The sequence below is a fragment of the Nocardioides daejeonensis genome (assembly GCF_003194585.1).
Lineage (GTDB): Bacteria > Actinomycetota > Actinomycetes > Propionibacteriales > Nocardioidaceae > Nocardioides > Nocardioides daejeonensis.
This window is the reverse complement of record NZ_QHKZ01000007.1, coordinates 21,131-40,711: the sequence shown is the minus strand read 5'-3', so window position 1 is coordinate 40,711 and position 19,581 is coordinate 21,131. Positions and strand designations below refer to the sequence as shown.

General features: G+C 69.4%; 23 protein-coding genes, 1 tRNA gene and 1 pseudogene. 14 read left to right on the top strand and 11 right to left on the bottom strand.

Features of this window, described 5'->3' with window-relative positions:
- Window positions 1–52: 52 nt before the first annotated feature.
- Window positions 53–145, top strand: a pseudogene (locus tag DNK54_RS21575) (FmdB family zinc ribbon protein); the annotation flags it as partial.
- A 62-nt stretch (window positions 146–207) separates the two neighbouring features.
- On the opposite strand, the gene DNK54_RS21570 reads toward DNK54_RS21575, so the two are convergent.
- Window positions 208–429, bottom strand: coding sequence for a hypothetical protein (locus tag DNK54_RS21570; protein WP_239460174.1), 222 nt, complete (start codon window positions 427–429; stop codon window positions 208–210).
- Here DNK54_RS21570 and DNK54_RS17120 point away from each other — a divergent pair.
- Window positions 398–2,953, top strand: coding sequence for a penicillin acylase family protein (locus tag DNK54_RS17120; protein WP_239460153.1), 2,556 nt, complete (start codon window positions 398–400; stop codon window positions 2,951–2,953). The genes DNK54_RS21570 and DNK54_RS17120 overlap by 32 nt on opposite strands.
- Here the strand turns inward: DNK54_RS17120 and DNK54_RS17115 are convergent.
- A complete protein-coding gene (locus DNK54_RS17115; RefSeq protein ID WP_110208220.1) occupies window positions 2,937–3,503 on the bottom strand; it encodes a 5-formyltetrahydrofolate cyclo-ligase in 567 nt (188 codons plus the stop codon). The two genes, DNK54_RS17120 and DNK54_RS17115, sit on opposite strands and share 17 nt — an antisense overlap.
- A gap of 63 nt (window positions 3,504–3,566) precedes the next feature.
- Here DNK54_RS17115 and DNK54_RS17110 point away from each other — a divergent pair, with 63 nt between their 5' ends.
- From DNK54_RS17110 to DNK54_RS17080, 7 genes are all read left to right on the top strand, one after another.
- On the top strand, window positions 3,567–4,946 hold the full coding sequence (locus DNK54_RS17110; RefSeq protein WP_110208219.1) for a UTP--glucose-1-phosphate uridylyltransferase: 1,380 nt from the start codon (window positions 3,567–3,569) through the stop codon (window positions 4,944–4,946).
- Between the two features lies 1 nt (window position 4,947).
- Window positions 4,948–6,180, top strand: coding sequence for a molybdotransferase-like divisome protein Glp (glp, locus tag DNK54_RS17105; RefSeq protein ID WP_110208218.1), 1,233 nt, complete (start codon window positions 4,948–4,950; stop codon window positions 6,178–6,180).
- Complete coding sequence (gene moaC, locus DNK54_RS17100) at window positions 6,180–6,650, top strand: cyclic pyranopterin monophosphate synthase MoaC (RefSeq protein WP_110208217.1); 471 nt, start codon at window positions 6,180–6,182, stop codon at window positions 6,648–6,650. The genes glp and moaC overlap by 1 nt, the downstream gene beginning before the upstream one ends.
- An 8-nt stretch (window positions 6,651–6,658) precedes the next feature.
- Window positions 6,659–7,141, top strand: coding sequence for a MogA/MoaB family molybdenum cofactor biosynthesis protein (locus DNK54_RS17095; RefSeq protein ID WP_338036281.1), 483 nt, complete (start codon window positions 6,659–6,661; stop codon window positions 7,139–7,141).
- Complete coding sequence (locus DNK54_RS17090; protein WP_110208216.1) at window positions 7,138–7,722, top strand: GNAT family N-acetyltransferase; 585 nt, start codon at window positions 7,138–7,140, stop codon at window positions 7,720–7,722. Before DNK54_RS17095 ends, DNK54_RS17090 begins: the two co-directional genes overlap by 4 nt.
- An 83-nt stretch (window positions 7,723–7,805) precedes the next feature.
- Window positions 7,806–8,594, top strand: a complete 789-nt coding sequence (gene sepX, locus DNK54_RS17085; protein ID WP_162602521.1) for a divisome protein SepX/GlpR — start codon at window positions 7,806–7,808, stop codon at window positions 8,592–8,594.
- A 28-nt stretch (window positions 8,595–8,622) separates the two neighbouring features.
- Entirely contained in the window at window positions 8,623–9,150 is a 528-nt protein-coding gene (locus tag DNK54_RS17080; RefSeq protein WP_110208214.1) for a hypothetical protein, read from the top strand.
- Between the two features lie 169 nt (window positions 9,151–9,319).
- Here the strand turns inward: DNK54_RS17080 and DNK54_RS17075 are convergent, their stop codons facing one another.
- Entirely contained in the window at window positions 9,320–9,580 is a 261-nt protein-coding gene (locus DNK54_RS17075) for a hypothetical protein (RefSeq protein WP_110208213.1), read from the bottom strand.
- Window positions 9,581–9,721: 141 nt separating this feature from the next.
- On the opposite strand from DNK54_RS17075, the gene DNK54_RS17070 reads away from it, so the two are divergent.
- A tRNA-Ala gene (locus DNK54_RS17070) sits at window positions 9,722–9,797 on the top strand.
- A gap of 183 nt (window positions 9,798–9,980) precedes the next feature.
- Window positions 9,981–10,835, top strand: a complete 855-nt coding sequence (locus DNK54_RS17065) for a class I SAM-dependent methyltransferase (RefSeq protein ID WP_204164665.1) — start codon at window positions 9,981–9,983, stop codon at window positions 10,833–10,835.
- Between the two features lie 148 nt (window positions 10,836–10,983).
- Here DNK54_RS17065 and DNK54_RS17060 read toward each other — a convergent pair whose 3' ends face one another.
- Entirely contained in the window at window positions 10,984–11,490 is a 507-nt protein-coding gene (locus DNK54_RS17060; protein WP_204164664.1) for a winged helix-turn-helix transcriptional regulator, read from the bottom strand.
- A 63-nt stretch (window positions 11,491–11,553) separates the two neighbouring features.
- Between DNK54_RS17060 and DNK54_RS17055 the strand changes: the two genes are divergently transcribed.
- Window positions 11,554–12,018 (top strand): PaaI family thioesterase, encoded by a 465-nt coding sequence (locus DNK54_RS17055; protein WP_110208212.1) that lies wholly within the window; start codon window positions 11,554–11,556, stop codon window positions 12,016–12,018.
- Entirely contained in the window at window positions 12,015–12,509 is a 495-nt protein-coding gene (locus DNK54_RS17050; protein ID WP_110208211.1) for a PaaI family thioesterase, read from the top strand. The genes DNK54_RS17055 and DNK54_RS17050 overlap by 4 nt, the downstream gene beginning before the upstream one ends.
- A 119-nt stretch (window positions 12,510–12,628) precedes the next feature.
- Here the strand turns inward: DNK54_RS17050 and DNK54_RS17045 are convergent, their stop codons facing one another.
- Window positions 12,629–13,189 carry a TetR/AcrR family transcriptional regulator gene (locus DNK54_RS17045; RefSeq protein WP_110208210.1) on the bottom strand — a complete coding sequence of 187 codons (561 nt, stop codon included), beginning with the start codon at window positions 13,187–13,189 and terminating at the stop codon, window positions 12,629–12,631.
- Between the two features lie 52 nt (window positions 13,190–13,241).
- On the opposite strand from DNK54_RS17045, the gene DNK54_RS17040 reads away from it, so the two are divergent.
- The gene (locus DNK54_RS17040; RefSeq protein ID WP_162602520.1) at window positions 13,242–14,411 is read left to right on the top strand and encodes a phytanoyl-CoA dioxygenase family protein; all 1,170 of its coding nucleotides are present in this window, start codon (window positions 13,242–13,244) and stop codon (window positions 14,409–14,411) included.
- Between the two features lie 12 nt (window positions 14,412–14,423).
- Here DNK54_RS17040 and DNK54_RS17035 read toward each other — a convergent pair whose 3' ends face one another.
- The 6 genes from DNK54_RS17035 to DNK54_RS17010 form a co-directional block, all read right to left on the bottom strand.
- Entirely contained in the window at window positions 14,424–14,732 is a 309-nt protein-coding gene (locus DNK54_RS17035) for a GNAT family N-acetyltransferase (protein WP_110208208.1), read from the bottom strand.
- Window positions 14,733–14,840: 108 nt separating this feature from the next.
- On the bottom strand, window positions 14,841–16,241 hold the full coding sequence (locus DNK54_RS17030; RefSeq protein ID WP_204164663.1) for an NAD(P)-binding domain-containing protein: 1,401 nt from the start codon (window positions 16,239–16,241) through the stop codon (window positions 14,841–14,843).
- Window positions 16,242–16,480: 239 nt separating this feature from the next.
- Window positions 16,481–17,410 carry a quinone oxidoreductase family protein gene (locus tag DNK54_RS17025; RefSeq protein ID WP_110208207.1) on the bottom strand — a complete coding sequence of 310 codons (930 nt, stop codon included), beginning with the start codon at window positions 17,408–17,410 and terminating at the stop codon, window positions 16,481–16,483.
- Entirely contained in the window at window positions 17,407–18,003 is a 597-nt protein-coding gene (locus tag DNK54_RS17020; RefSeq protein WP_110208206.1) for a carboxymuconolactone decarboxylase family protein, read from the bottom strand. Before DNK54_RS17020 ends, DNK54_RS17025 begins: the two co-directional genes overlap by 4 nt.
- The gene (locus tag DNK54_RS17015) at window positions 18,000–18,743 is read right to left on the bottom strand and encodes an SRPBCC family protein (protein ID WP_110208204.1); all 744 of its coding nucleotides are present in this window, start codon (window positions 18,741–18,743) and stop codon (window positions 18,000–18,002) included. The genes DNK54_RS17020 and DNK54_RS17015 overlap by 4 nt, the downstream gene beginning before the upstream one ends.
- Before the next feature lie 3 nt (window positions 18,744–18,746).
- Window positions 18,747–19,580, bottom strand: a complete 834-nt coding sequence (locus DNK54_RS17010; RefSeq protein ID WP_204164662.1) for a cyclase family protein — start codon at window positions 19,578–19,580, stop codon at window positions 18,747–18,749.
- Window position 19,581 lies beyond the last annotated feature (1 nt).

Genomic DNA, 19,581 nt, shown 5'->3' with positions numbered 1-19,581 from the left:
CCGCGAGTGCCAGTGCGGAGGGGTCAGCGATGAGTCTCAGGAGGTCCACCCGATGCCCACCTACCAGTACGCCTGCACCGAGTGTGGTCACGCGTTCGAGCAGGTGCAGAGCTTCAGCGACGACGCGCTGACGGTGTGCCCGGAGTGCCAGGGGCGACTGCGCAAGGTGTTCAACGCCGTGGGTGTGGTCTTCAAGGGCTCCGGCTTCTACCGCACCGACTCCCGGTCCGGCTCCTCCTCGTCGGTCCCGGCGGCGAGCTCGTCAGCCGACTCCTCCTCGTCGAACTCGAACGCGTCGAGCTCCTCGAGTTCGTCCACGACCTCGAGCAACGCCTCCTCCAGCACGTCGTCCAGCTCCTCCTCCGCCAGCGCCTCCTGATCGCTGGAGGAGATCGGCGTGGCAGTCGCTGACGCCTGGCGGGCCTTCAACCGGTGGCCGCGTGCCGTGCGGTGGTCGGCCCACCTCGCGGTGTTGCTGGTGATCGTGCTCGTCGCGAGCCTGATCAGCGGCGTACTGCTGGTCCGGCGGCCGTTCCCGCAGACCGAGGGCACCGTCGCGATCCCCGGGCTGAGCGGCGAGGTCGAGGTGATCCGCGACGAGCAGGGCATCCCGCAGATCTACGCCGACACGCTGCCCGACCTGATGATGGCTCAGGGCTACGTGCATGCCCAGGACCGCTTCTACGAGATGGACGTGCGTCGGCACATCACCGCCGGGCGGCTCTCCGAGCTTTTCGGTGAGTCCGGTCTGGAGACCGACAAGGCGATCCGCACCATGGGCTGGCGCAGGGTGGCGGCAAGCGAGTGGGCGCTGCTCGAGCCGGCGACCCGGGCTGCGCTCGAGGCCTACAGCGCCGGCGTGAACGCCTGGCTGGACGACCGCTCTCCCTCGGAGATGTCCCTGGAATACACGCTGTTGCGCTTCGACGGGCTCGACTACCGCCCCGAGGAGTGGACGCCGATCGACTCGCTCGCCTGGCTGAAGGCGATGGCCTGGGACCTGCGCGGCAACATGGAGGACGAGGTCGGTCGAGCGTTGGTCGACGTCGACCACACCGAGGAGCAGGTCAACCAGATCTATCCCGACTACCCCTACGAGCAGCACCGTCCGATCGTCACCGAGGGCGCGCTGGTCGACGGTCGCTACGAGCCCCGAGCGACCGGTCCCGGTACGCGCGACCCGGCCCGCCCGCCGTACGACGCCGACCAGGCGGCTGCGCTGGAGCGGGTGCTCGAGCCCATCCGCGCCGTACCCGAGCTGCTCGGGCAAGGGGACGGGATCGGCAGCAACTCCTGGGTCGTCTCGGGTGAGCTGACTGAGTCGGGCAAGCCGCTGCTCGCCAACGATCCGCACCTCGGCACCAGCCTGCCCGGTATCTGGTACCAGGTCGGCCTGCACTGCCGCGAGCTCTCCCAGGCCTGCCCGCTCGATGTCTCCGGCTTCAGCTTCTCCGGACTCCCCGGCGTGGTCATCGGCCACAACCGCGACATTGCCTGGGGCTTCACCAACCTCGGCCCCGACGTGACCGACCTCTTCCTCGAGCGTCTCGACGGCGACACCTGGGAGTACGACGGCAAGCAACTCCCGCTGCGCACCCGGGTCGAGACGATCAAGGTGCGTGACGGCGAGGACTTCCGGCTGGTGGTGCGCGAGACCGACCACGGACCGCTGCTCTCCGATGTCTCGAAGGAGCTCAGCACGGTCGGCGCAAACGCGGGCGCCGGCTACGCGGTGGCCCTGAAGTGGACGGCGCTGGAGCCGAGCAACACCGCCGATGCGCTGCTGGCGCTCAACACCGCGTCGAACTGGCAGGAGTTCCGCGCCGCGGCCGCCGACTTCGCCGTGCCGGCCCAGAACCTCGTCTACGCCGACACGGAGGGCCACATCGGCTATCAGGCCCCTGGGCGCATCCCGATCCGGCGCTCCGGCAACGACGGCCGGACCCCGACCGAGGGATGGCTGAAGCAGAACGACTGGACCGGCAGCTACCTGCCCTTCGACTCGTTGCCCAACCTCTACGACCCCGAGGAGGGGTTCGTGGTCACCGCCAATCAGGCGGTGATCGGCCCTGACTACCCTGCGCACCTCACCGACGACTGGGACGCCGGGTACCGGTCCCAGCGGATCCGCGACGTCCTGTCGGAGCGTGAGGGCAAGCTGGGCCTCGACGACATGACGGCGCTCCAGCTCGATGACCGGTCCGCGCTGGCCGACGTCCTGGTGCCGTTCCTGCTGCAGGTCGATCTGCCGCCGGGCTACCGGCAGGACGGCCAGAAGGTGCTGCGCACCTGGGACCGGCGCTCGCAGGCGGACTCGGCAGGTGCGGCGTACTTCAACGTGGTGTGGCGCAACCTGCTGGAGCTGACCTTCCAGGACGAGCTGCGCGAGTCACTGTGGCCCACCGGCAACGCACGCTGGTGGCTGGCGGTGACCGGGCTGCTGCAGCGGCGTGACGACCCGTGGTGGGACGACCGGTCGACGGCCGAGATCGAGAACCGTGACGACATCCTGCGTGCCGCGATGCTGGCGGCCAGCGACGAGATCATCGTGCGGCTGGCCCGCGATCCGTCGAAGTGGGAGTGGGGCCGGTTGCACACGCTGGACCTGCGCAACCAGACCCTCGGCAGCTCCGGGAACGGTCTGATCGAGCGGCTCTTCAACCGGAGCTGGCGGATCGGCGGCGGCTCCTCGCACGTCAACGCCACCAACTGGGACGCCGCCGACGGCTATGCGGTGACCTCGGCGCCCTCGATGCGGATGGTGGTCGACCTGGCCGACCTCGATCGCTCCCGCTGGATCAACCTGACCGGCGCCTCCGGCCATGTCTTCCACGCCAACTACACGGACCAGACCGACCTCTTCGTCGCTGGTCGTACCCTGCCCTGGCGCTTCAGCCGCGACGCGGTGACCGGCTCCGGCGAGCACACGCTCGTGCTCAAGCCCGAAGGCTGAACCGCAAGACCCGCGCCGGTGTGACCGCCAGCGAGACCGGGTGGTCATGAGGCTCGGCGGGTACGGCGTCGAGCAGCTCGTCGTCGTACAGGAGGACGGCGACCGGGGTGTCGGGAGCGACCCGGGCGAGGGCGCGGTCGTAGCTGCCGCCGCCCCGGCCCAGTCGCAGGCCGTCGGCGCCGACCGCCAGCCCAGGCACCAGCACGAGATCGGCATCGCCGACAGCGTCGACGCCCAGCCGCTGGCCGACCGGCTCCAGGAGGCCGCGTTCCGCGGGTGTCCGCTCACCGGTGTCCTCGGCCCAGCTCAGGTCGTCGTCGGGGAGCAGCACCGGCAGCAGCACGCGTATGCCGCGCTCGCGCAGGGCATCGAGCAGGGGCCCGGTGCCCGGCTCCCCGCCCACCGAGACGTACGCCGCCACGCAGCCCGCGCTCGGCAGCTCCGGCAGCGCGAGCACCTGGGCGCACAGCGCGTCCGCTGCCGTGGCAACGCCATCCGGCCTGCGGGCGCGGCGGGCAGTGAGCAGGCGACTCCGGAGCTCGCGCTTCATTTCCACGGCGCCAGTCTCACCCACTTACCCCCATTGCGCCGGTCCGGCCTACCATCGGGCCTCATGGGCAGTGAAGCACTGAACCGTGCACTGGAGAAGATGGCCGACGCCGGGGTCGGGCCGATCCCGCGGGAGGTCTTCGCGCACTACTTCCGGCTGTTGGAGGCCGGTGAGACGGGGATGATCCCGGAGGCCAGCATCGAGCCGATCGACATGGAGTCGTTGGCCGACGTGGAGGTCGACGACGACGTCGCGCGGGAGGCGATCCGGCACACCGCGGTGATCAAGCTCAACGGGGGCCTGGGGACGTCGATGGGCATGGACCGCGCCAAGTCGCTGCTGTGCGTGCGTCGTGGACTCTCGTTCCTCGACATCATCGCCAGGCAGGTGCTGGAGCTGCGCAAGCAGCATGACGCGCCGCTGCCGTTGATCCTCATGAACAGCTTCCGCACCAGCGAGGACACTCTCGCCGCGCTGGCCCGCTACGAGGAGCTACCCGTCGCCGGGCTGCCGCTGGAGTTCCTGCAGAACAAGGAGCCGAAGCTGCTCGCCAGCGACCTGTCCCCGGTCGCCTGGCCGGTCGACCCCGACCTGGAGTGGTGTCCGCCCGGGCACGGTGACATCTACACCGCGCTGCTCGACACCGGGCTGCTCGACCAGTTGGCGGAGGCCGGCTTCCGGCACGTCTTCGTCTCCAACTCCGACAACCTCGGGGCCGTGCCCGACCCGACCCTCGCGGGCTGGTTCGCCGCCTCGGGGGCCCCGTTCGCCATCGAGGCGGTGCGGCGTACAGCCTCGGACCGCAAGGGGGGGCACTTCGCGACCCGGGTCAGCGACGGCCGGATCGTGCTGCGCGAGACAGCTCAGACCCTGCCGGAGGACAAGGAGGCGTTGGCCGACCTGAACCGGCACCGGTTCACCAGCACCAACAGCCTCTGGTTCGACGTCGAGGCGATGCGCCGGACCTTGGTCTCCCGGCAGGGCGTGCTCGGACTACCGCTGATCCGCAACCGCAAGACCGTCGACCCGAGCGACGCGCGCAGTCCGGAGGTGATCCAGATCGAGACCGCGATGGGTGCGGCGATCGAGGTCTTCGACGGTGCTCGCACCATCGAGGTCGGTCGTGACCGGTTCGTGCCGGTCAAGACCACCGACGACCTGCTGGTGCTGCGCTCCGACGTCTATGACCTGCGGCCTGACTTCGTGCTCGACCAGGTGGCCGAGACCGTGCCGTTCGTGTCGCTCGACCCGGAGGTCTACAAGCTGGTCGGTGAGTTCGACAAGCGTTTCCCGGAGGGAGCCCCCTCGCTGAGGAGGGCCTCGTCCCTGCAGGTCGAGGGTGACTGGACCTTCGAGCCGGGGGTCGCCGTACATGGGGACGTGGCGCTGGAGGACGAGGACGGTCCCCAGCGGGTCACGCGCGACACCGTTCTGGGGGAGTGACATGAGCGCCCAGCCGATCCCCGTCGCCGACCATCTGGCCAGGATCCTGGAGGCCGTCGAACCGCTGCCGGTGCGCGACATCGGGTTGATGGATGCGCTGGGCATGCCGATCGCCGAGGACGTCTCGGCGGCTGTGGCGTTGCCTGGCTTCGACAACTCCGCGATGGATGGCTACGCGGTCACCTTCAACGACGTCGCCGACGCCCGGCCCGACCGCCCGATCCACCTGCCGGTGGTCGGTGAGATCGCCGCCGGACAGCCGGGGCTGATGGCGATCGCGCCCGGCACAGCGGCCAAGATCATGACCGGGGCGCCGATCCCGGCCGGCTGCGACGCCGTGGTGCCCTACGAGTGGACCGACCGTGGGGTCGGCCAGGTGCGCATCGAACAAGCACCCACGCAGGGGCAGCACATCCGGCACGCCGGTGAGGACGTGGAGGAGGGCGAGGTCGTCGTCTCGGCGGGCACCGTGCTCGGCGAACGGCACCTGGGCCTGCTGGCGGCTGTCGGCCGCGCCGAGGTGCGCTCCCGGCCCCGACCTCGGGTCGTGGTGATGTCGACCGGCTCCGAGCTGCGCCCGCCGGGCGCCCGGCTGGAGCCCGGCACCATCCACGACGCCAACTCCTACCTGCTGGCAGCGGCGGTACGGGCTGCCGGCGGGATCGCCTATCGGGCCGCGCCGGTCGATGACGACCCCGCGACGTTCGCCGAGGCACTCAGCGACCAGCTCGTGCGCGCGGATCTCGTGGTCACCAGCGGTGGCGTGAGCGCGGGCGACTACGACGTGGTCAAGGAGGCGCTCTCCGCAGATCTCTGGTTCGGCGGAGTCGCCATGCAGCCGGGGAAGCCGCAGGGGTTCGGCCTGCTCGGCGAGGACAGGGTGCCGGTCTTCACCCTGCCCGGCAACTCCGTGTCGGCGTACGTCTCGTTCCAGGTCTTCGTGCTCCCGGCGCTCCGCAAGCTGCAGGGACGCACCCCTCACGAGCCGCCGTTGCGTACGGCGAAGCTCACCCACGGGGTCTCCTCGCCCGAGGGGCGCCAGCAGTACCTGCGGGCGACCTACGAGGCCTCGACGGTCAGCCCCGTGGGCGGCCACGGCTCCCACCTGATCGGCGACCTGGCGGCCTCCAACGCGTTGGTCGTGGTGCCTCCGGAGGTGACCCGGCTGGCTCCGGGCGACACCGTGCAGGTGATGCTGCTCGACCGCGGTGGGCTTCCCGGCGGGGGTGCCTGATGGCGGACCGCTTGACCCATGTCGACGAGTCCGGGGCTGCGCGGATGGTCGACGTCTCCGAGAAGGCGGTGACCTCGCGCAGCGCCACCGCGTCGGGCCGGGTGCTGGTCAGCGCCGCGGTGGTCGCCCTGCTCCGCGGCGAGGGCGTGCCGAAAGGTGACGCGCTCGGGGTGGCCCGGGTCGCCGGGATCATGGCCGCCAAGCAGACTCCGGCACTGATCCCGCTCTGTCATCCGCTGGCGATCTCCGGCGTCACCGTCGACCTTGTGGTCGCCGACGACGCCGTCGAGATCGAGGCGACCGTGCGCACCACCGACCGCACCGGGGTGGAGATGGAGGCCCTGACCGCGGTCTCGGTCGCGGCGCTGACGGTGATCGACATGGTCAAGGCCGTCGACAAGGGTGCGGTGATCACCGACGTACGCGTCGAGGTGAAGTCGGGCGGCAAGTCCGGGGAATGGCGGCGATGAACCATCCCGTGACTCAGCAGCGACGCGCCGCGGTGGTGGTCGCCTCCAATCGCGCCGCCGCGGGGGTGTACGCCGACACCACCGGGCCGCTCATCGTCGAGGCCCTTCGCAGGTGGGGCTACGCCGTGGAGGAGCCGCAGGTGTGCCCTGACGGCGAGCCGGTCGGTGAGGCGATCGTGGCGGCCGTGCGTGACGGCGTACGTCTGGTGCTGACCACGGGCGGCACCGGCTTGACCCCGACCGACCGGACCCCGGAGGTCACCCGTCCGCTGCTGGACCGGGAGGTGCCGGGCATCGCGGAGGCGATCCGGGCGTACGGCGCAGGCAAGGGAGTGCCGACGGCCGCCCTCTCCCGCGGCCTGGCCGGTGTGTCCGGCGACTGCCTGGTCGTCAATCTGCCCGGTTCGCGTGGTGGGGTGAAGGACGGGTTGGCTGTGCTCGAGCCGCTGGTCGGTCATGCGCTCGATCAGATCCTGGGAAGTGACCATTGACCGGATGGCCGGTTCGGCTCACCGAGGGCGCGGTCACGCTGCGTCCGCTGGAGACGTCTGACGCCAAGGCGTGGCGAGACGCTCGGGTGCGCAACGCGGCCTGGCTGAAGCCGTGGGAGGCGACAGTGCCGCCGGAGTCGCCGGGACGGCCGCCGACCTTCCGTGGCATGGTTCGGCGACTCACCCGGATGGCGCGGGAGGGGCAGGCGATGCCGTTCGCGATCACCGTCGGCGGAGTCTTCGCCGGGCAGTTGACCGTGAGCAACATCGTCCGCGGCTCGGCGCAGTTCGCCTCGATCGGCTACTGGATCGATGAGCGGTACGCCGGACGGGGAGTGGTGCCGGTGAGTGTGGCGATGGCGATCGATCACTGCTTCTTCACCGCGGGCCTGCATCGCATCGAGATCTCCATCCGGCCGGAGAACACCAACTCGCTGCGTGTGGTGGAGAAGCTGGGACTCAAGGAGTTCGGCTACGCCGAGCGCTACCTGCACATCGACGGCGAATGGCGCGATCATCGGCAGTTCGCGGTGACGGTGGAGGAGTGCCCCCGGGGGATGATGTCGCGGTTGCGGCACTGAGTCACACCAGTCACACGAGTGATTCTGCGACACACCTGTGGACATCCGCACCATCCTCGGCTACGACTCCTAACCTCTGATGCGTGGACCTGTCCGGAATGATCTTCCTCGCCGTCGCCGTGGCGTGGGCCGTCTATCTGATCCCCAAGGCGATGCGGCACCACGACGACGTCGCGGGTGCCCGGTCTGTCGACAAGTTCTCCGACACCATGCGTGTCCTGGCGCGTCGTGAGCCGGTCAGCAACCGCGACGCACAGCTGGTGGTGCCCGGCGCGCCCCCCGCGGCTCCGCCGACGAAGGCACAGCTGCGTGCTCGCCGCGAGGCGACCCGCCGAGCGACCCAGCGTCGCCGACGTGTGCTGCTGGTGCTGCTGGGCGGCAACGTGCTCGTCGCCGCGCTGGCGATCGCCGGCGTCGTCGGTTGGCGCTGGCAGGCGCTCCCGGCCGGTCTCGTCGTGGCCTGGCTGGTGCTGTGCCGGGTGATGGTGAAGTCCGAGCGCGCCATCACGCGGGATCTCGTGCAACCGACCGTCGCCGAGGAGTTGGACGAAGAGGTGCCGGAGTCCTACGAGGTGGCTCGCAACGAGCAGGGCTTCGACGAGGTCGCGCCCGAGGCGGAGACCTCCACGATCCCGGCCGTCACCGAGGAGCTCTGGGACCCAGTGCCGGTCACGCTGCCGACCTATGTGGGCAAGGACAAGGCCGTACGCCGCACCGTCCGCACCATCGATCTGGGCGCTGCCGACGCATGGACGTCGGGCCGCACCGAGGAGTCCGCAGCCCTGGCCCGCGAGGCCGATGCTGCTGCCGCCACTGAGCGTGAGGCCGAGCGGGCCGCGGAGGAGAACCCGCAGCGTGCGGTCGGCTCCTGAACGGCTGTCGTGCTGAGTCGGTGAGCGCATGGTCGCGCTGATCGTCGCCTGCGAGATCGGCTTCTGGGTCTTCGTCGTCGCCGGTCTGGTGGCCCGCTATCCGCTGCGCCGCCCTCGCGCCGGCCTGGTGCTGTTGGCGATGACGCCGCTGGTCGACGTGGTGCTGTTGGTGGCGACCGCCATCGACCTGCGTGGTGGTGCGGACGCGACGGGTGCGCACTCCCTGGCCGCCCTCTATCTGGGCTTCTCGATCGGCTACGGCCACCGGATGATCACGTGGGCGGACACGCGATTCGCGCATCGCTTCGCAGGTGGTCCCGCGCCGGTGCGCCTGGATGGTGCTGCCTACGCGCGCAAGTGCTGGCGCGATGTCGGTCTCACCGGACTCTCGGTCGCGATCGCCGCTGCCGTGCTCTGGGGTCTCCGGGCCATCGCGTCCTCGGGCGCCGACACCTCGGTCTTCTCCGGCACCTACGGCCTGCTGGGCCTGATCCTCGGCATCGAAGTCGTCTCGGCAGTGAGCTACACGCTCTGGCCGCGCAAGCCTCGGGGTTGACCCCGCTGGCCGCGGCCCCCGGCCACCTGCGTTCGATGGAGTACGCGGGCTGCTGATCCTCCAGAAGGCGACCCTCTCGCTCCATCGAAGCCGAGGCGACTATGCCTTGCGCGCCACCGCCCCAGGTTTTCGCGCGGGAGGCGGGTGACCGGCGCTCGGAGCTTCGTGACTATCGGTCGAGGACCACCGAGATCTCGCAGAGTCGTGCGAGGTCGCTCTTGAGAGAGGTGGAGAGCGTGGGCACGTGCAGGTCGAGGAAGAGGCGTACGGCGCTGCGGGCGGCCCGGCCGCGATGGCGGACATCAAGCTCGGGCAGTGTGGCCACGACCCAGTGACACACCTCGGTGGCAAGCGCGTGCTGGCCGGGAGTGACGTCCGCGGCGTCCAGCGTTGCGGAGATGCGGTGCTCAAGAGGGAGGTCGCCGTCCATGTGGAGTCAACGACGCGGGTGGCCCGGATGTTACTGGTCAGAAGCTCATGCATCTGTTTCCCTCGGCGGCGCGAAGGGCGTGCCCGATTCGGGCAACCGGCGCCGAGGATGCTATGTTTTCCGACGCATCGGATGATGCATGGGGCTGTGGCGCAGTTGGTAGCGCGTCTCGTTCGCAATGAGAAGGTCAGGGGTTCGAATCCCCTCAGCTCCACCATGTGATGAGTCGAGATATAGGTGAACACCCGAGTCGCGACATGTCTGACAGTCAGAGAGTCCCTGCCCATCGGCCAGGGGCTCTTTGCGTGTTGTGCGCTCTATGCTTACTAAGGGTTACCTAATCTAGAGGTTCATGCGCCCGCGAGTAGGCGCGACCTTGGTGACTGCTGGAGGAGTGTCCGTGCACAACGACGAGATCAGGGCAGACTGGGCGGACAAGGCGCCCTCGTGGGTGCTGCATGAGCGGATCTACGACGCGGCCTTCGCTCCGTTCACGCGCTCGGTCCTCGACGCTGCTGGCCTTGGGCGGGGTCTGCGAGTGCTGGACGTCGGCTGTGGAGCCGGCACCCTGCTTGAGGCATCGGTAGCTGCTGGAGCCGAGACTGTGGGAGTCGACATCTCGCCCGAGATGACCGACGCGGCCCGTCGTCGCGTGCCTACGGCGAAGGTGGTGACCGACGACGCTCAGACTGGTGATCTGCTGGCCGGGGCGCCTGGCGCACCGTTCGACCGGGTGATCTCGCGGTTCGGAGTGATGTTCTTCGCCGACCCCGTCGCTGCGTTCGCCAATCTGCGATCCATCACTGCCGACGAAGGCCGTCTGGTGTTCGTGTGCTGGCGGGCCGGCGAAAGCGATATGTTCTGGCACGGCCTGAGGTCATTGGCGGCCCGGCTGGATGCTCCGCCCGCTCCGCCAGGGGATGGCCAGCCCGGTCCGATGGGGTTGGCAGACGGTAGCCGGATTCGTCAGGTGTTGACCGACGCCGGATGGGGAGACGTCGTGATCGCACCGTTGGAGGAGGATGCTGACTTCTCCGTTGATGGCAGTGACGGCGTCGAGGAGCGACTGGCTGTGGCGTTGGCAGGTCGCGTCGGCCAAGCCGTATGTCGTGAGCTCCGACCGCGCCTGGGTGAGGACGGCTGGGCCGACGCCCTCGACGAGGCCCGCGCGGAGCTTCGCGACCGTCTGGTCAACGGCACCGTTGCGTTCCCCGCACGTGCCTGGCTCGCCACCGCCGCCAAGATCCCAGCTTGATGCCTGGGAGGGGCTCGAGGTCAGTGCCGGAGTCGGCGATGCGACCGGAGCTGAACGAGCAGGCTCAGCGCGCAGTCCGCTCCGGCCTTCTTGCCTTCTGGGGCGTTCGCACGGGAGGTCGACGAGGTGTGCAGCGGCACGTGCGCGGTCACCGGTGCGTGTGAGACGAGGGCGCTTTCTCGATCGCGCGATACCGCCCCGTGCCTCTCGGGCGCACCGTGGCCTCGACGTCGTAAGCGCCGTCGAGCCGATGGTCGTCGTCGCAGACGAGTGCCAGGCGAACCGGCGCGCCGCAGTCGCGATGCTGTAGTGCGATGGGTCCTCCCTGCCCGTCGCCGAGGTAGCGGTCTCCCCACTCCATGAGGGCGACGACGGTCGGGTACAGGTCGAGGCCCTTTGTCGTCAATCGGTACTCGTGGCGCTCCCGCTGGCCGTCGGCGTGGTAGGGCACGCGCGTCAGGACGCCTTGCTCCACGAAGGTCGCGAGACGGTCGGTCAGCACCGCTCGCGACACCTCGAGGTTGCGTTGGAAGTCTGCGAAGCGGCGTACGCCGAGGAAGGCCTCGCGCAAGACGAGCAGGCTCCACTTCTCGCCGACCACCGCCAAGGTGCCGGCGACCGAGCATCGCGACCTGTCCATCTCGTTCGTGATCACGGCCACAGGATAACGCTCTGAGTTCACTTGACGAACTCAGAGCCGTCCGGCAGGGTTCACAATATGAACTCAGATCGGATCCCTGAGGCGTCGCTCGGCGCCGCTAGTCGGTTCGTCGCCGCCTCTGGCCTGGTGGTCGACGAGGTCACCGCGACCAGCCTGCGTGGGCATGCGGAACTCGGCGCCGACCATCACACCCCGTGGGGTGTCATCCATGGAGGCGTCTACGCCACCATCGTGGAGAGCGCGGGGAGCATCGGCGCCAGCTATGCGGTCGCCGAACGCCGCCAGTTCTCCGTCGGCGTCCACAACGCCACCGACTTCCTGCGCTCCAGTTCCGGGGCGACCGTCCAGGTGGAGGCGGCGGCCCTGCATCAGGGGCGCACCCAGCAGCTGTGGGAGGTCGTCGTCAGCGACGAGGCCACCGGCAAGGTGTTGGCGCGTGGCCAACTCCGTCTTCAGAACGTCCCGCTGCCCGACAGCGGGCCCGACCACGACTCGAACGAGAAGAAGGTGTCGCTGCGATGACTGAACGCGAGGCCACGATCACGTGGGACGATCCCGCGCAGGGGCTTGCGCATCTGCCGGGGCTCGATGGCATCGACTATCTCAAGAAGATGATGGTGGGGGACCTGCCGGGGGCGCCGATCGCCAGCCACTTCGGCATGGAGTTGATCGACGTCGCGCATGGAAGCGTCACGTTCCGTGCGCACCCCGATGAGTCGCACTACAACCCCATCGGCGCGGTCCACGGCGGACTGGTGTGCACCCTGCTCGACTCGGCACTCGGCTGTGCGGCGCACACCACCCTGCCGGCTGGCACCGGCTACACCTCGATCGAGGTCAAGATCAACTACCTGCGCCCCGTCACGAAGGAGAGCGGGCCGCTGACCTGCACCGGCACGGTGACCAAGGAAGGGCGGCGGGTCGTCTTCGCAGAGGGGGAGGTCGCCGACGCTGCGGGTCGCATCGTGGCGACGGCCTCCGGGTCGCTCTTGGTGTTCTCGATCGCGCCGTGAGGTGCTCGGGTCGGCCGGGCAGCATCGCCGGCGGTTTGGTGCGGTGGTGTGGCCGGTCTTCGTCGTCGCAGTCCTTCTGAAGGCGACCACAGTCCCGCCTTGCGGCGGGGAAGGGGAGTTCAGCGGGCCACCAGGTCGGCGAGGGTGAGGGTGAACCGGCCGCGGTCGACGCCGACCGGACTGCGGAAGAACTGCTCGGCCAGGTGGTAGCCGACCAGGGCGTGCAGCACTACCGAGGCCACCGCCTCGGGGTCGCGTGCGGGGATGCTGCCCGCCTCCATGAGCGACCGCAGGTGGGCGGCGTCGACGGCGATGCCCGTCTCGGCCAGTGCCGCACGTACGCGGTCGATCGGCAGTCGGTCGCCGTCGCGCACGAGCATCGCCATCAAGTAGCGCAGGTCGTCGAGGGCGGCAAGGAGGTCCGCGTAGGTCGTGGCGAGACTTCCTTCGGCCCGGCGTTCGCGTGCCGCGTTCCGTTCGGCGGTGCGTGCAAGCTCCCGGTCCACCACGGCGGCGAGCACATCCTCCTTGGAGCGGAAGTGGCGGTAGAAGCTGCCGCTGCCGGGGGAGAGGCCGACCGCCTCCTCGAGCTCGATGACCGTCACCGCGTCGTAGCCGCGAGTGGCGAACGCCTTGCGCGCGGCGTCGAGAAGGCGCGTCCGGGTGGGGGTCCTGGTCATGGATGCAAGATACCTCTTGCGTGATGTAAGAGAGTTCTTGCATCATGGCGGCATGACCGACACCTGTACGCCCTCGACGGGGCCCTTCGCGGACGACCTCCTCGACTCTCTCCCGGCCGACCAAGTGGCCGCGGCTGCCCGACTGGTCGTAGACGCCGGATCCCTTGCCTTCCGCATCGCGGAGGGCGGTCACGTGGTGGGCTATCGGGTGGGCTCCGGCGAGCTGCTCGGCCTCGAGCGCCACGACGGTCTCGCCGCCGACACTGTGGTGGCCCTGAGTGCAGCGGCCTGGGCTGATCTTGTCGACCAACGGCGTACGGTCATCAACCTCGTCGTCTCGGGCCAGCTCGTCTTCGAGAAGGGTGGCTTCGATGCCCTCGCGCAATGGGACCCTGTCCTGAAGCTGGTGCATGCGGGCATCCCGGTCTTCGAGCCGGGGAGGGCCGATCTCTCCGGCTTCGACCCGGCGGCCTCGTGTTCGCTCGATGACGACGACGCCGATCTCCGAGCTCGGCTGAGCGCTGTTGGCTACCTCCACGTCAGGGGCGTCTTCTCGGTCGAGGAGATGGCGCAGGTCAATGCTGAGATTGATCGGCTGGCCGCGCTGGCGCAGCCCGGCGACGGTCGGTCCTGGTGGGTGACGGGCGAGGCGGACGAGGAGGTGCTCTGTCGACTGGTCTACGCCTCGCAGCGCAGCGAGCTGCTGGCCGGGCTCGACAACGACCCCCGCGTGCAGCGGCTCGGGCGCCTGCTCGACCCGGCGCTGCGCTCCGCGCCGGACCGTCTTGAGGGGATGGCAGTGCTCCTGAAGGCCCCGGGCAAGACCCAGGGTCTCTCGAACATCCCCTGGCATCAGGACTGCGGCATGGGCGGCCACCGCATCCTGTGCCCGGGGGTCAGCATCGGCATCCAGGTCACCGGGTCGTCCGCAGCCACGGGGAACCTGCTGATGGTTCCTGGCAGCCACGGCCAGACCTTGCCGTGGCAGTGGGAGCGTCAGCTGACCGGAGTTCCCGTCGTGGCCATCGACACCGAACCGGGCGACGTCACGGTGCATATCCAAGACGTCATGCACGCCTCCCCGCAGCCCACCGGAGAAGGCGGGCGGCGTACGGCGTACGTGTCGTTCTACCCCGAGCGCATGTGGGAGCACGTGGGCCCGGGGGAGGCGTTCAACGACCTCGTCCGTGACCGAAACCAGGAGGTCGCTGCGCTCCAGTAGCCGGCGACCTCCTCAGTCGGTCGTGGAGCGTGGCTTGGCTCCGTACTGCAGATCGGCGTACTCGCGGTGCAGGCTGATCCAGCTGGTGATGAACGGGCAGACGACCAGCGCCTGGGAGCCGCGCGCCCGCGTGCTGTCGAGCGACGCACGGGCCAGCGCGCTGCCGACGCCGTGCCCCTCGAAGGCGGGATCCACCTCGGTATGGGTCAGGACGACGAGCTCGTCGGTGAGCTGGTAGTCGACCCAGCCGGCCAGCTCGCCGTCGAGGACTGCTTCGAAGCGCAGCTTGTCCGGGTGATCGGTGATCTGGATGTCGGCCATCGGAGGAGCCTCCCTGGGGTCGGGCAAGACGACTGCCCACCCTGGCGCGCCGCGCCGCGGTGGTCAAGCGGCCGACCGCCCCGGGGGCGGCCGACCGGTGGCCGATGCTCAGGCCGTGCGCATCGCGGGACCCCGGCCGTTGCTTCGCGAGGCCTCCGGGGTCGCGCCGTGGAGGTAGCGCTCCAGGCTGTCGTCGAGCTCCTCCAGCCAGGGCGTGTGGTGGACCGCCGAGAGCGTCCCGGTCATCACCGACCGGTAGACGCGGTCGCGATAGCCCATGATGTCGCGCTTCTTGTCGGCCTTCCAGGCCAGGAAGATCTCCACGACCCGGTCGATGTCGAACTCGGGATAGTCGGTCAGGTCGAGCAGGTCGCGCACGTAGTCGGCCTGGAAGCGGATCTCGTCGGACGCCGTCTCCAGCGCTGCGAAGCGCTCGCGCCACGAGGCGATGGAGACACCGCGCTCCTCGACGCCAGGCACGTCGATACGGCCGAGGATGACGTCCCGCACGTACCAGGCCTGTACGTCGAACATGTTGAAGGTGAACCACTGGTCCTGGGCGCCCAGATAGCTCAACCGGGGGTTCTGGTCCCAGAGGACACCGCGGTAGAGGCCGTCCGGGTAGACGTTGTTGGGGGAGGAGAGGCCGAGCTCCTCCGGCAGGAACGGGTACTTGTGCAGGTAGCCGGTGCAGAAGATGACCGCGTCGAACTCCTTGGACGTGCCGTCGCTGAAGTGCGCGGTGCTGCCGTCGAAGCGCGAGACGAGAGGACGCTCCTCGAAGCCCTCGGGCCAGTCGTAGCCCATCGGGTTCGTGCGGTAGCTGGCCGTCACCGAGCGGGCACCCATCTTGTAAGCCTGGCTGCCGATGTCTTCGGCGGAGTAGCTGGAGCCGATGATCAGGACGTCGCGATCGCGCAGTGCCTCTGCGCCACGGAAGTCGTGGGCGTGGCAGATCGATCCGGGGAAGGTCTCCGCTCCCTTCACGTAGGGCAGCTGGGGGTAGGAGAAGTGACCGCTGGCGACGACGACGTGATCGAACCACTCGGTTGTGGTGCGGCCGGTGCGGAGGTCCTCGGCGGTGAGCTCGAACTGCTGTCGCTCCTCGTCGAACCGGGCCCACCGGACGACGGTCTCGAAACGGATGTGACGTCGTACGTCGGTCTGCTTCAAGCGTCCGGTGATGTAGTCCCAGAGCACTGGACGCGGGGGGTAGGACGAGATCGGCTTGCCGAAGTGCTCGTCGAAGGAGTAGTCGGCGAACTCCAGGGCCTCTTTGGGACCGTTCGACCAGAGGTTGCGGTACATGCTGGAGTGGACGGGCTCGCCCCGGGCGTCGAGGCCGGTGCGCCAGCTGTAGTTCCACTGCCCGCCCCAGTCGGCCTGCTTCTCGAAGCAGACCAGCTCGGGAACCTCCGCCCCCGCTCGCTCAGCCGCTTCGAACGCTCGCAGCTGGGCCATCCCGCTCGGGCCCGCACCGATGATCGCCACACGCAGATCAGCCTGCACGCACTTCTCCTTCGCTTTTCCATTTTCATGGCGCGCGATGACGAGCGGTCCCCTGACTTTCAGGGTCGTCGCGGCTCGACACCAGCAGCGCCTCCGACCCGCACGCCAGGAGCCCTGGAGGCTCAACTGGTGCGGTCTACAACTGCTTTGCGACCGTAGCAGATCCTGCGGAAAGACGCTCGTCGGAGACGGGCGAGGGCGGTGGGACGACAGTCGTCCCACCGCCCTCGTCTGCGTCCTCAGCGGGGCGCGAGAAGGAGCTTCCCCGTGACGTCGCGCGTCTCCAGCCGTCGGAATGCGGCTGCGCCCTCGGTGAGCGGCATGACCTCGTGGGCAACGCGCACCTCGCCAGAGAGCACCGCCCCCAATGCGCCGGAGAGGGCGGCCTCGGCCTCTTTCAGGGGCGTGGTGCCACCAGAGGTGCCGATGATCCTGATGCCCTTGCCATAGAGCGCCGCGAGGTCGATCGTCGCCGCGCGTCCTGCGAGTACGCCGTAGGTCACCACGCGGGCGCTGGGGGAGAGGACCGGCAGCAACTGCGCCACATAGTCGCCGCCCAACGGATCGAGCACCACGGAGACGTCCCGGCCCCGGGCCGCCTCCGCCACGGAGCCGGCTCCGTCGGCGACCAGGGTCTCCAGCCCCAGGGCAGCCAGCATCTCCGCCTTCTCCTGACTTCCCGTATGCGCCAGCACGGTCGCTCCGGTACGGCGAGCCAACTGTGCCGCGAACGTGCCGACGCCGCCGGTGGCGCCGAGTACCAGTACCCGGTCGTCGGGGGTCACCTGCGCGAGCTGGTGGATCGCGCGCCACGCGGTCTTGCCCGCCACGCCGACGGTTGCTGCCAGTCGGAGGTCGGCGCCGCCTGGCAGTGGCCGCACCGCGGTCCGGGGGGCTCGGACCCAGGGAGCGAACGTTCCGTCGCGTGCCACGCCGAGGCCCGCGCCGGAGATCTGCACGGGCTGCCCGTCCAGAAGTCCGGCACCCTCGGCGCCGAGCGTCAGCACGGTTGTCGGGTCGCCGATCTCCCCACGCAGGACCTGCGCGTCGAAGGGGTTCACGGCTGCGTAGGTCACCTCGACGAGGACGTCGTCCTCCGCGATCGGACGAGGGACCGACAGGGCCTCCAGGCTGCCTGGTGCGGTACGCCGCAGCGCCGTCATCGTCATGCCGGGCTCCTCTCGGCAGGCCAGGTCACCGGCTCCGGCGCATCGACGGCGAAGACCTCCATCAGCTGTGCCAACGTGCGGTAGTAGCCGACGAGCGTGGTCACCTCGATCAGCTGCGTCTCGCCCAGTGCGGCGACGGCCGTGGCGTACGCCGCCTCGTCCAACCCCGTCGTCCCCAGCAGCGCGTCGCAGACGAGAGCGATCGCTTCCTCCTGCGCGTCGGTGGAGGTGAAGCGCCCGGCCATCAGGGCAGCCAGCTCTGCCTCGCTCAGGCCCACGGCGAGGCCGACCCGTTCATGGGCGTACCACTCGAAGTCGCTGGCGGTCGCGACGGCGACCATCAGGATCGCGATCTCGCGGCCCCGGTCCGTCATCGAGGTCCGGTAGCGGATCGCCGCACCGAGATCCTGGAGCGCCAACCCGACGCTGGGCGCATGCAGCATCACCCCGAACGGTCCGTTGAGGGAGCCGTCGGGAGCCTTGAGCTCGAAGAGCTGGCGCCCTTGAGCACGCCGACCGCCGGCGATGGCGTCGTACACCTCCTGTTGCTCGGGAGCCAGCCCGCCTGGCACGAGCGCGGCCAGGCGGCTCATCGCAGTCCCCGGCCGGCGAGGCGGGCATCGAGCCACGCGTTCAGTCGCGGGTCGGCCCACGGGTCGCCGCCGGAGCCCGAAGCCCGGCCGCGACGGCCCAGGAGACGGCCGAGAAGCAGCCCGACGAGCAGCCCGACGAGTGGCGGGCCGGCCTGCCGGAGCACGGTGGGCCCGAGCACTGCCAGCATGTTGAGGTCGTCCGCCGGTGCTGCGGCGACGCTGCCGCTGGGGGCGGCGGTGGGCGCCGCGCTACCCGCGCCGGGCGGTGCGGGCGCCGCGGTGCTGCCGTCTCCCGCGATCAGGGCACCGAGGTTGTCGGTGAACTGCCCGATCAGCCGGTTGCTGACATCCGCGATCGCGCCGCGGCCGAACTGCGCCATCCGGCCGCTGATCTCCAGGTCGGTGTCGAGCAGTACCCGGGTACGGTCGGCGCCGGCGTCCTCCAGCTGCACGTGCATCGTGGCGTCGGTCGAGGTGCTGCCCTTGGTGTCCTTGCCCGCCATCGAGATCACCGCAGTGTGCGCGTCGGCATCGGTCTCGACGAACTTCGCGACCCCCTGGAGGTTGGCACCGATCGGTCCGACCTTGACCTTCACCGTGCCCAGGAAGGCTTCGCCGTCGCGTCCGGTGATCGAGGCCCCCGGCAGACAGGGGGCGACCCGCTCCAGGTCGTTGAGCAGCTCCCAGGTGCGCGCGATGCCGGCCTCGACGACGAACTCGTTGCTCAGCTTCATCGCCATGTCTCAGGCTCCTCGTCCGGCCAGGCCCTCGATGACCTCGTCCTCGCCACAGTCGAAGAACGCCATGATGCGGCACGGGCACGCCTCGCCGCCCTGGATCTTCCACGGGAAGGCGCCGATGATCGCGCGCTGGTTGAGCACGGTCTTGAGGTCGCCGCCCACGTTCTCGGCGTGGATGCAGCCGTCCTGGAAGGCCAGGTGGTGCATGGGGAAGATGTCGGAGGTGATCTCGCGGCCCGACATGTGGTGGGTGTAGGTGTATTCGCCGAGGAACTCCTTGTAGCTCATCCCGACGTGCTTCTCGAACTGCGCGAGCAGGTCGGGCCGCATGTTGCGGATGGTGGTGTTCATCGGGTGGTCGCCGGAGCCGGCGTCGATGCCCCACCAGCGGATCTCCATGTCGGCCATCCACTCGGCCAGGCGAACGCTGCCGCCCGGGTGCATGGTGAAGTAGCGGACCAGGTCCTGCTTCGGCATGCCCTGGTAGTAGTCGATGAAGCCGGTGTGGATGATGAGGATGTCGCCCTTCTTCACCTCCACCTTCGAAGTGATGTGCTCGGGCTCGATCAAGCCCCAGTCCGGCACCTCGTCGGAGACGTCGACGATCACGCCGGGGTGGATCAGCTTGTCCAGCGGCAGCGAGGCCATGTCGAGCCCGCCGTCGGTGCCGTGCATCGGGCCGTCCAGGTGGGTGCCGCTGTGCAGCGACGTCTCGATCTTCTGCGAGACGATCTGGTTGGTCTGCAGGTTCTGCGTGTAGTAGAGCTTGCCGCCGGGGTAGCCGACCCAGCCCGGAGTGTGGATGCCCCAGGGGTGGGTGAGGTCGACGATGCGCATG

Coding starts and splice junctions, on each gene's coding strand:
- DNK54_RS17045 (WP_110208210.1), bottom strand. CDS start 13,189: ATGACCAGGACCCCCACCCGGACGCGCCTTCTCGACGCCGCGCGCAAG.
- DNK54_RS17020 (WP_110208206.1), bottom strand. CDS start 18,003: ATGAGCCGCCTGGCCGCGCTCGTGCCAGGCGGGCTGGCTCCCGAGCAA.
- DNK54_RS17080 (WP_110208214.1), top strand. CDS start 8,623: ATGGTCGCGCTGATCGTCGCCTGCGAGATCGGCTTCTGGGTCTTCGTC.
- DNK54_RS17035 (WP_110208208.1), bottom strand. CDS start 14,732: ATGGCCGACATCCAGATCACCGATCACCCGGACAAGCTGCGCTTCGAA.
- DNK54_RS17115 (WP_110208220.1), bottom strand. CDS start 3,503: ATGAAGCGCGAGCTCCGGAGTCGCCTGCTCACTGCCCGCCGCGCCCGC.
- DNK54_RS17055 (WP_110208212.1), top strand. CDS start 11,554: ATGAACTCAGATCGGATCCCTGAGGCGTCGCTCGGCGCCGCTAGTCGG.
- DNK54_RS17110 (WP_110208219.1), top strand. CDS start 3,567: ATGGGCAGTGAAGCACTGAACCGTGCACTGGAGAAGATGGCCGACGCC.
- glp (WP_110208218.1), top strand. CDS start 4,948: ATGAGCGCCCAGCCGATCCCCGTCGCCGACCATCTGGCCAGGATCCTG.
- DNK54_RS17040 (WP_162602520.1), top strand. CDS start 13,242: ATGACCGACACCTGTACGCCCTCGACGGGGCCCTTCGCGGACGACCTC.
- moaC (WP_110208217.1), top strand. CDS start 6,180: ATGGCGGACCGCTTGACCCATGTCGACGAGTCCGGGGCTGCGCGGATG.
- DNK54_RS17015 (WP_110208204.1), bottom strand. CDS start 18,743: ATGGCGATGAAGCTGAGCAACGAGTTCGTCGTCGAGGCCGGCATCGCG.
- DNK54_RS17010 (WP_204164662.1), bottom strand. CDS start 19,580: ATGCGCATCGTCGACCTCACCCACCCCTGGGGCATCCACACTCCGGGC.
- DNK54_RS17050 (WP_110208211.1), top strand. CDS start 12,015: ATGACTGAACGCGAGGCCACGATCACGTGGGACGATCCCGCGCAGGGG.
- DNK54_RS17075 (WP_110208213.1), bottom strand. CDS start 9,580: ATGGACGGCGACCTCCCTCTTGAGCACCGCATCTCCGCAACGCTGGAC.
- DNK54_RS17025 (WP_110208207.1), bottom strand. CDS start 17,410: ATGACGATGACGGCGCTGCGGCGTACCGCACCAGGCAGCCTGGAGGCC.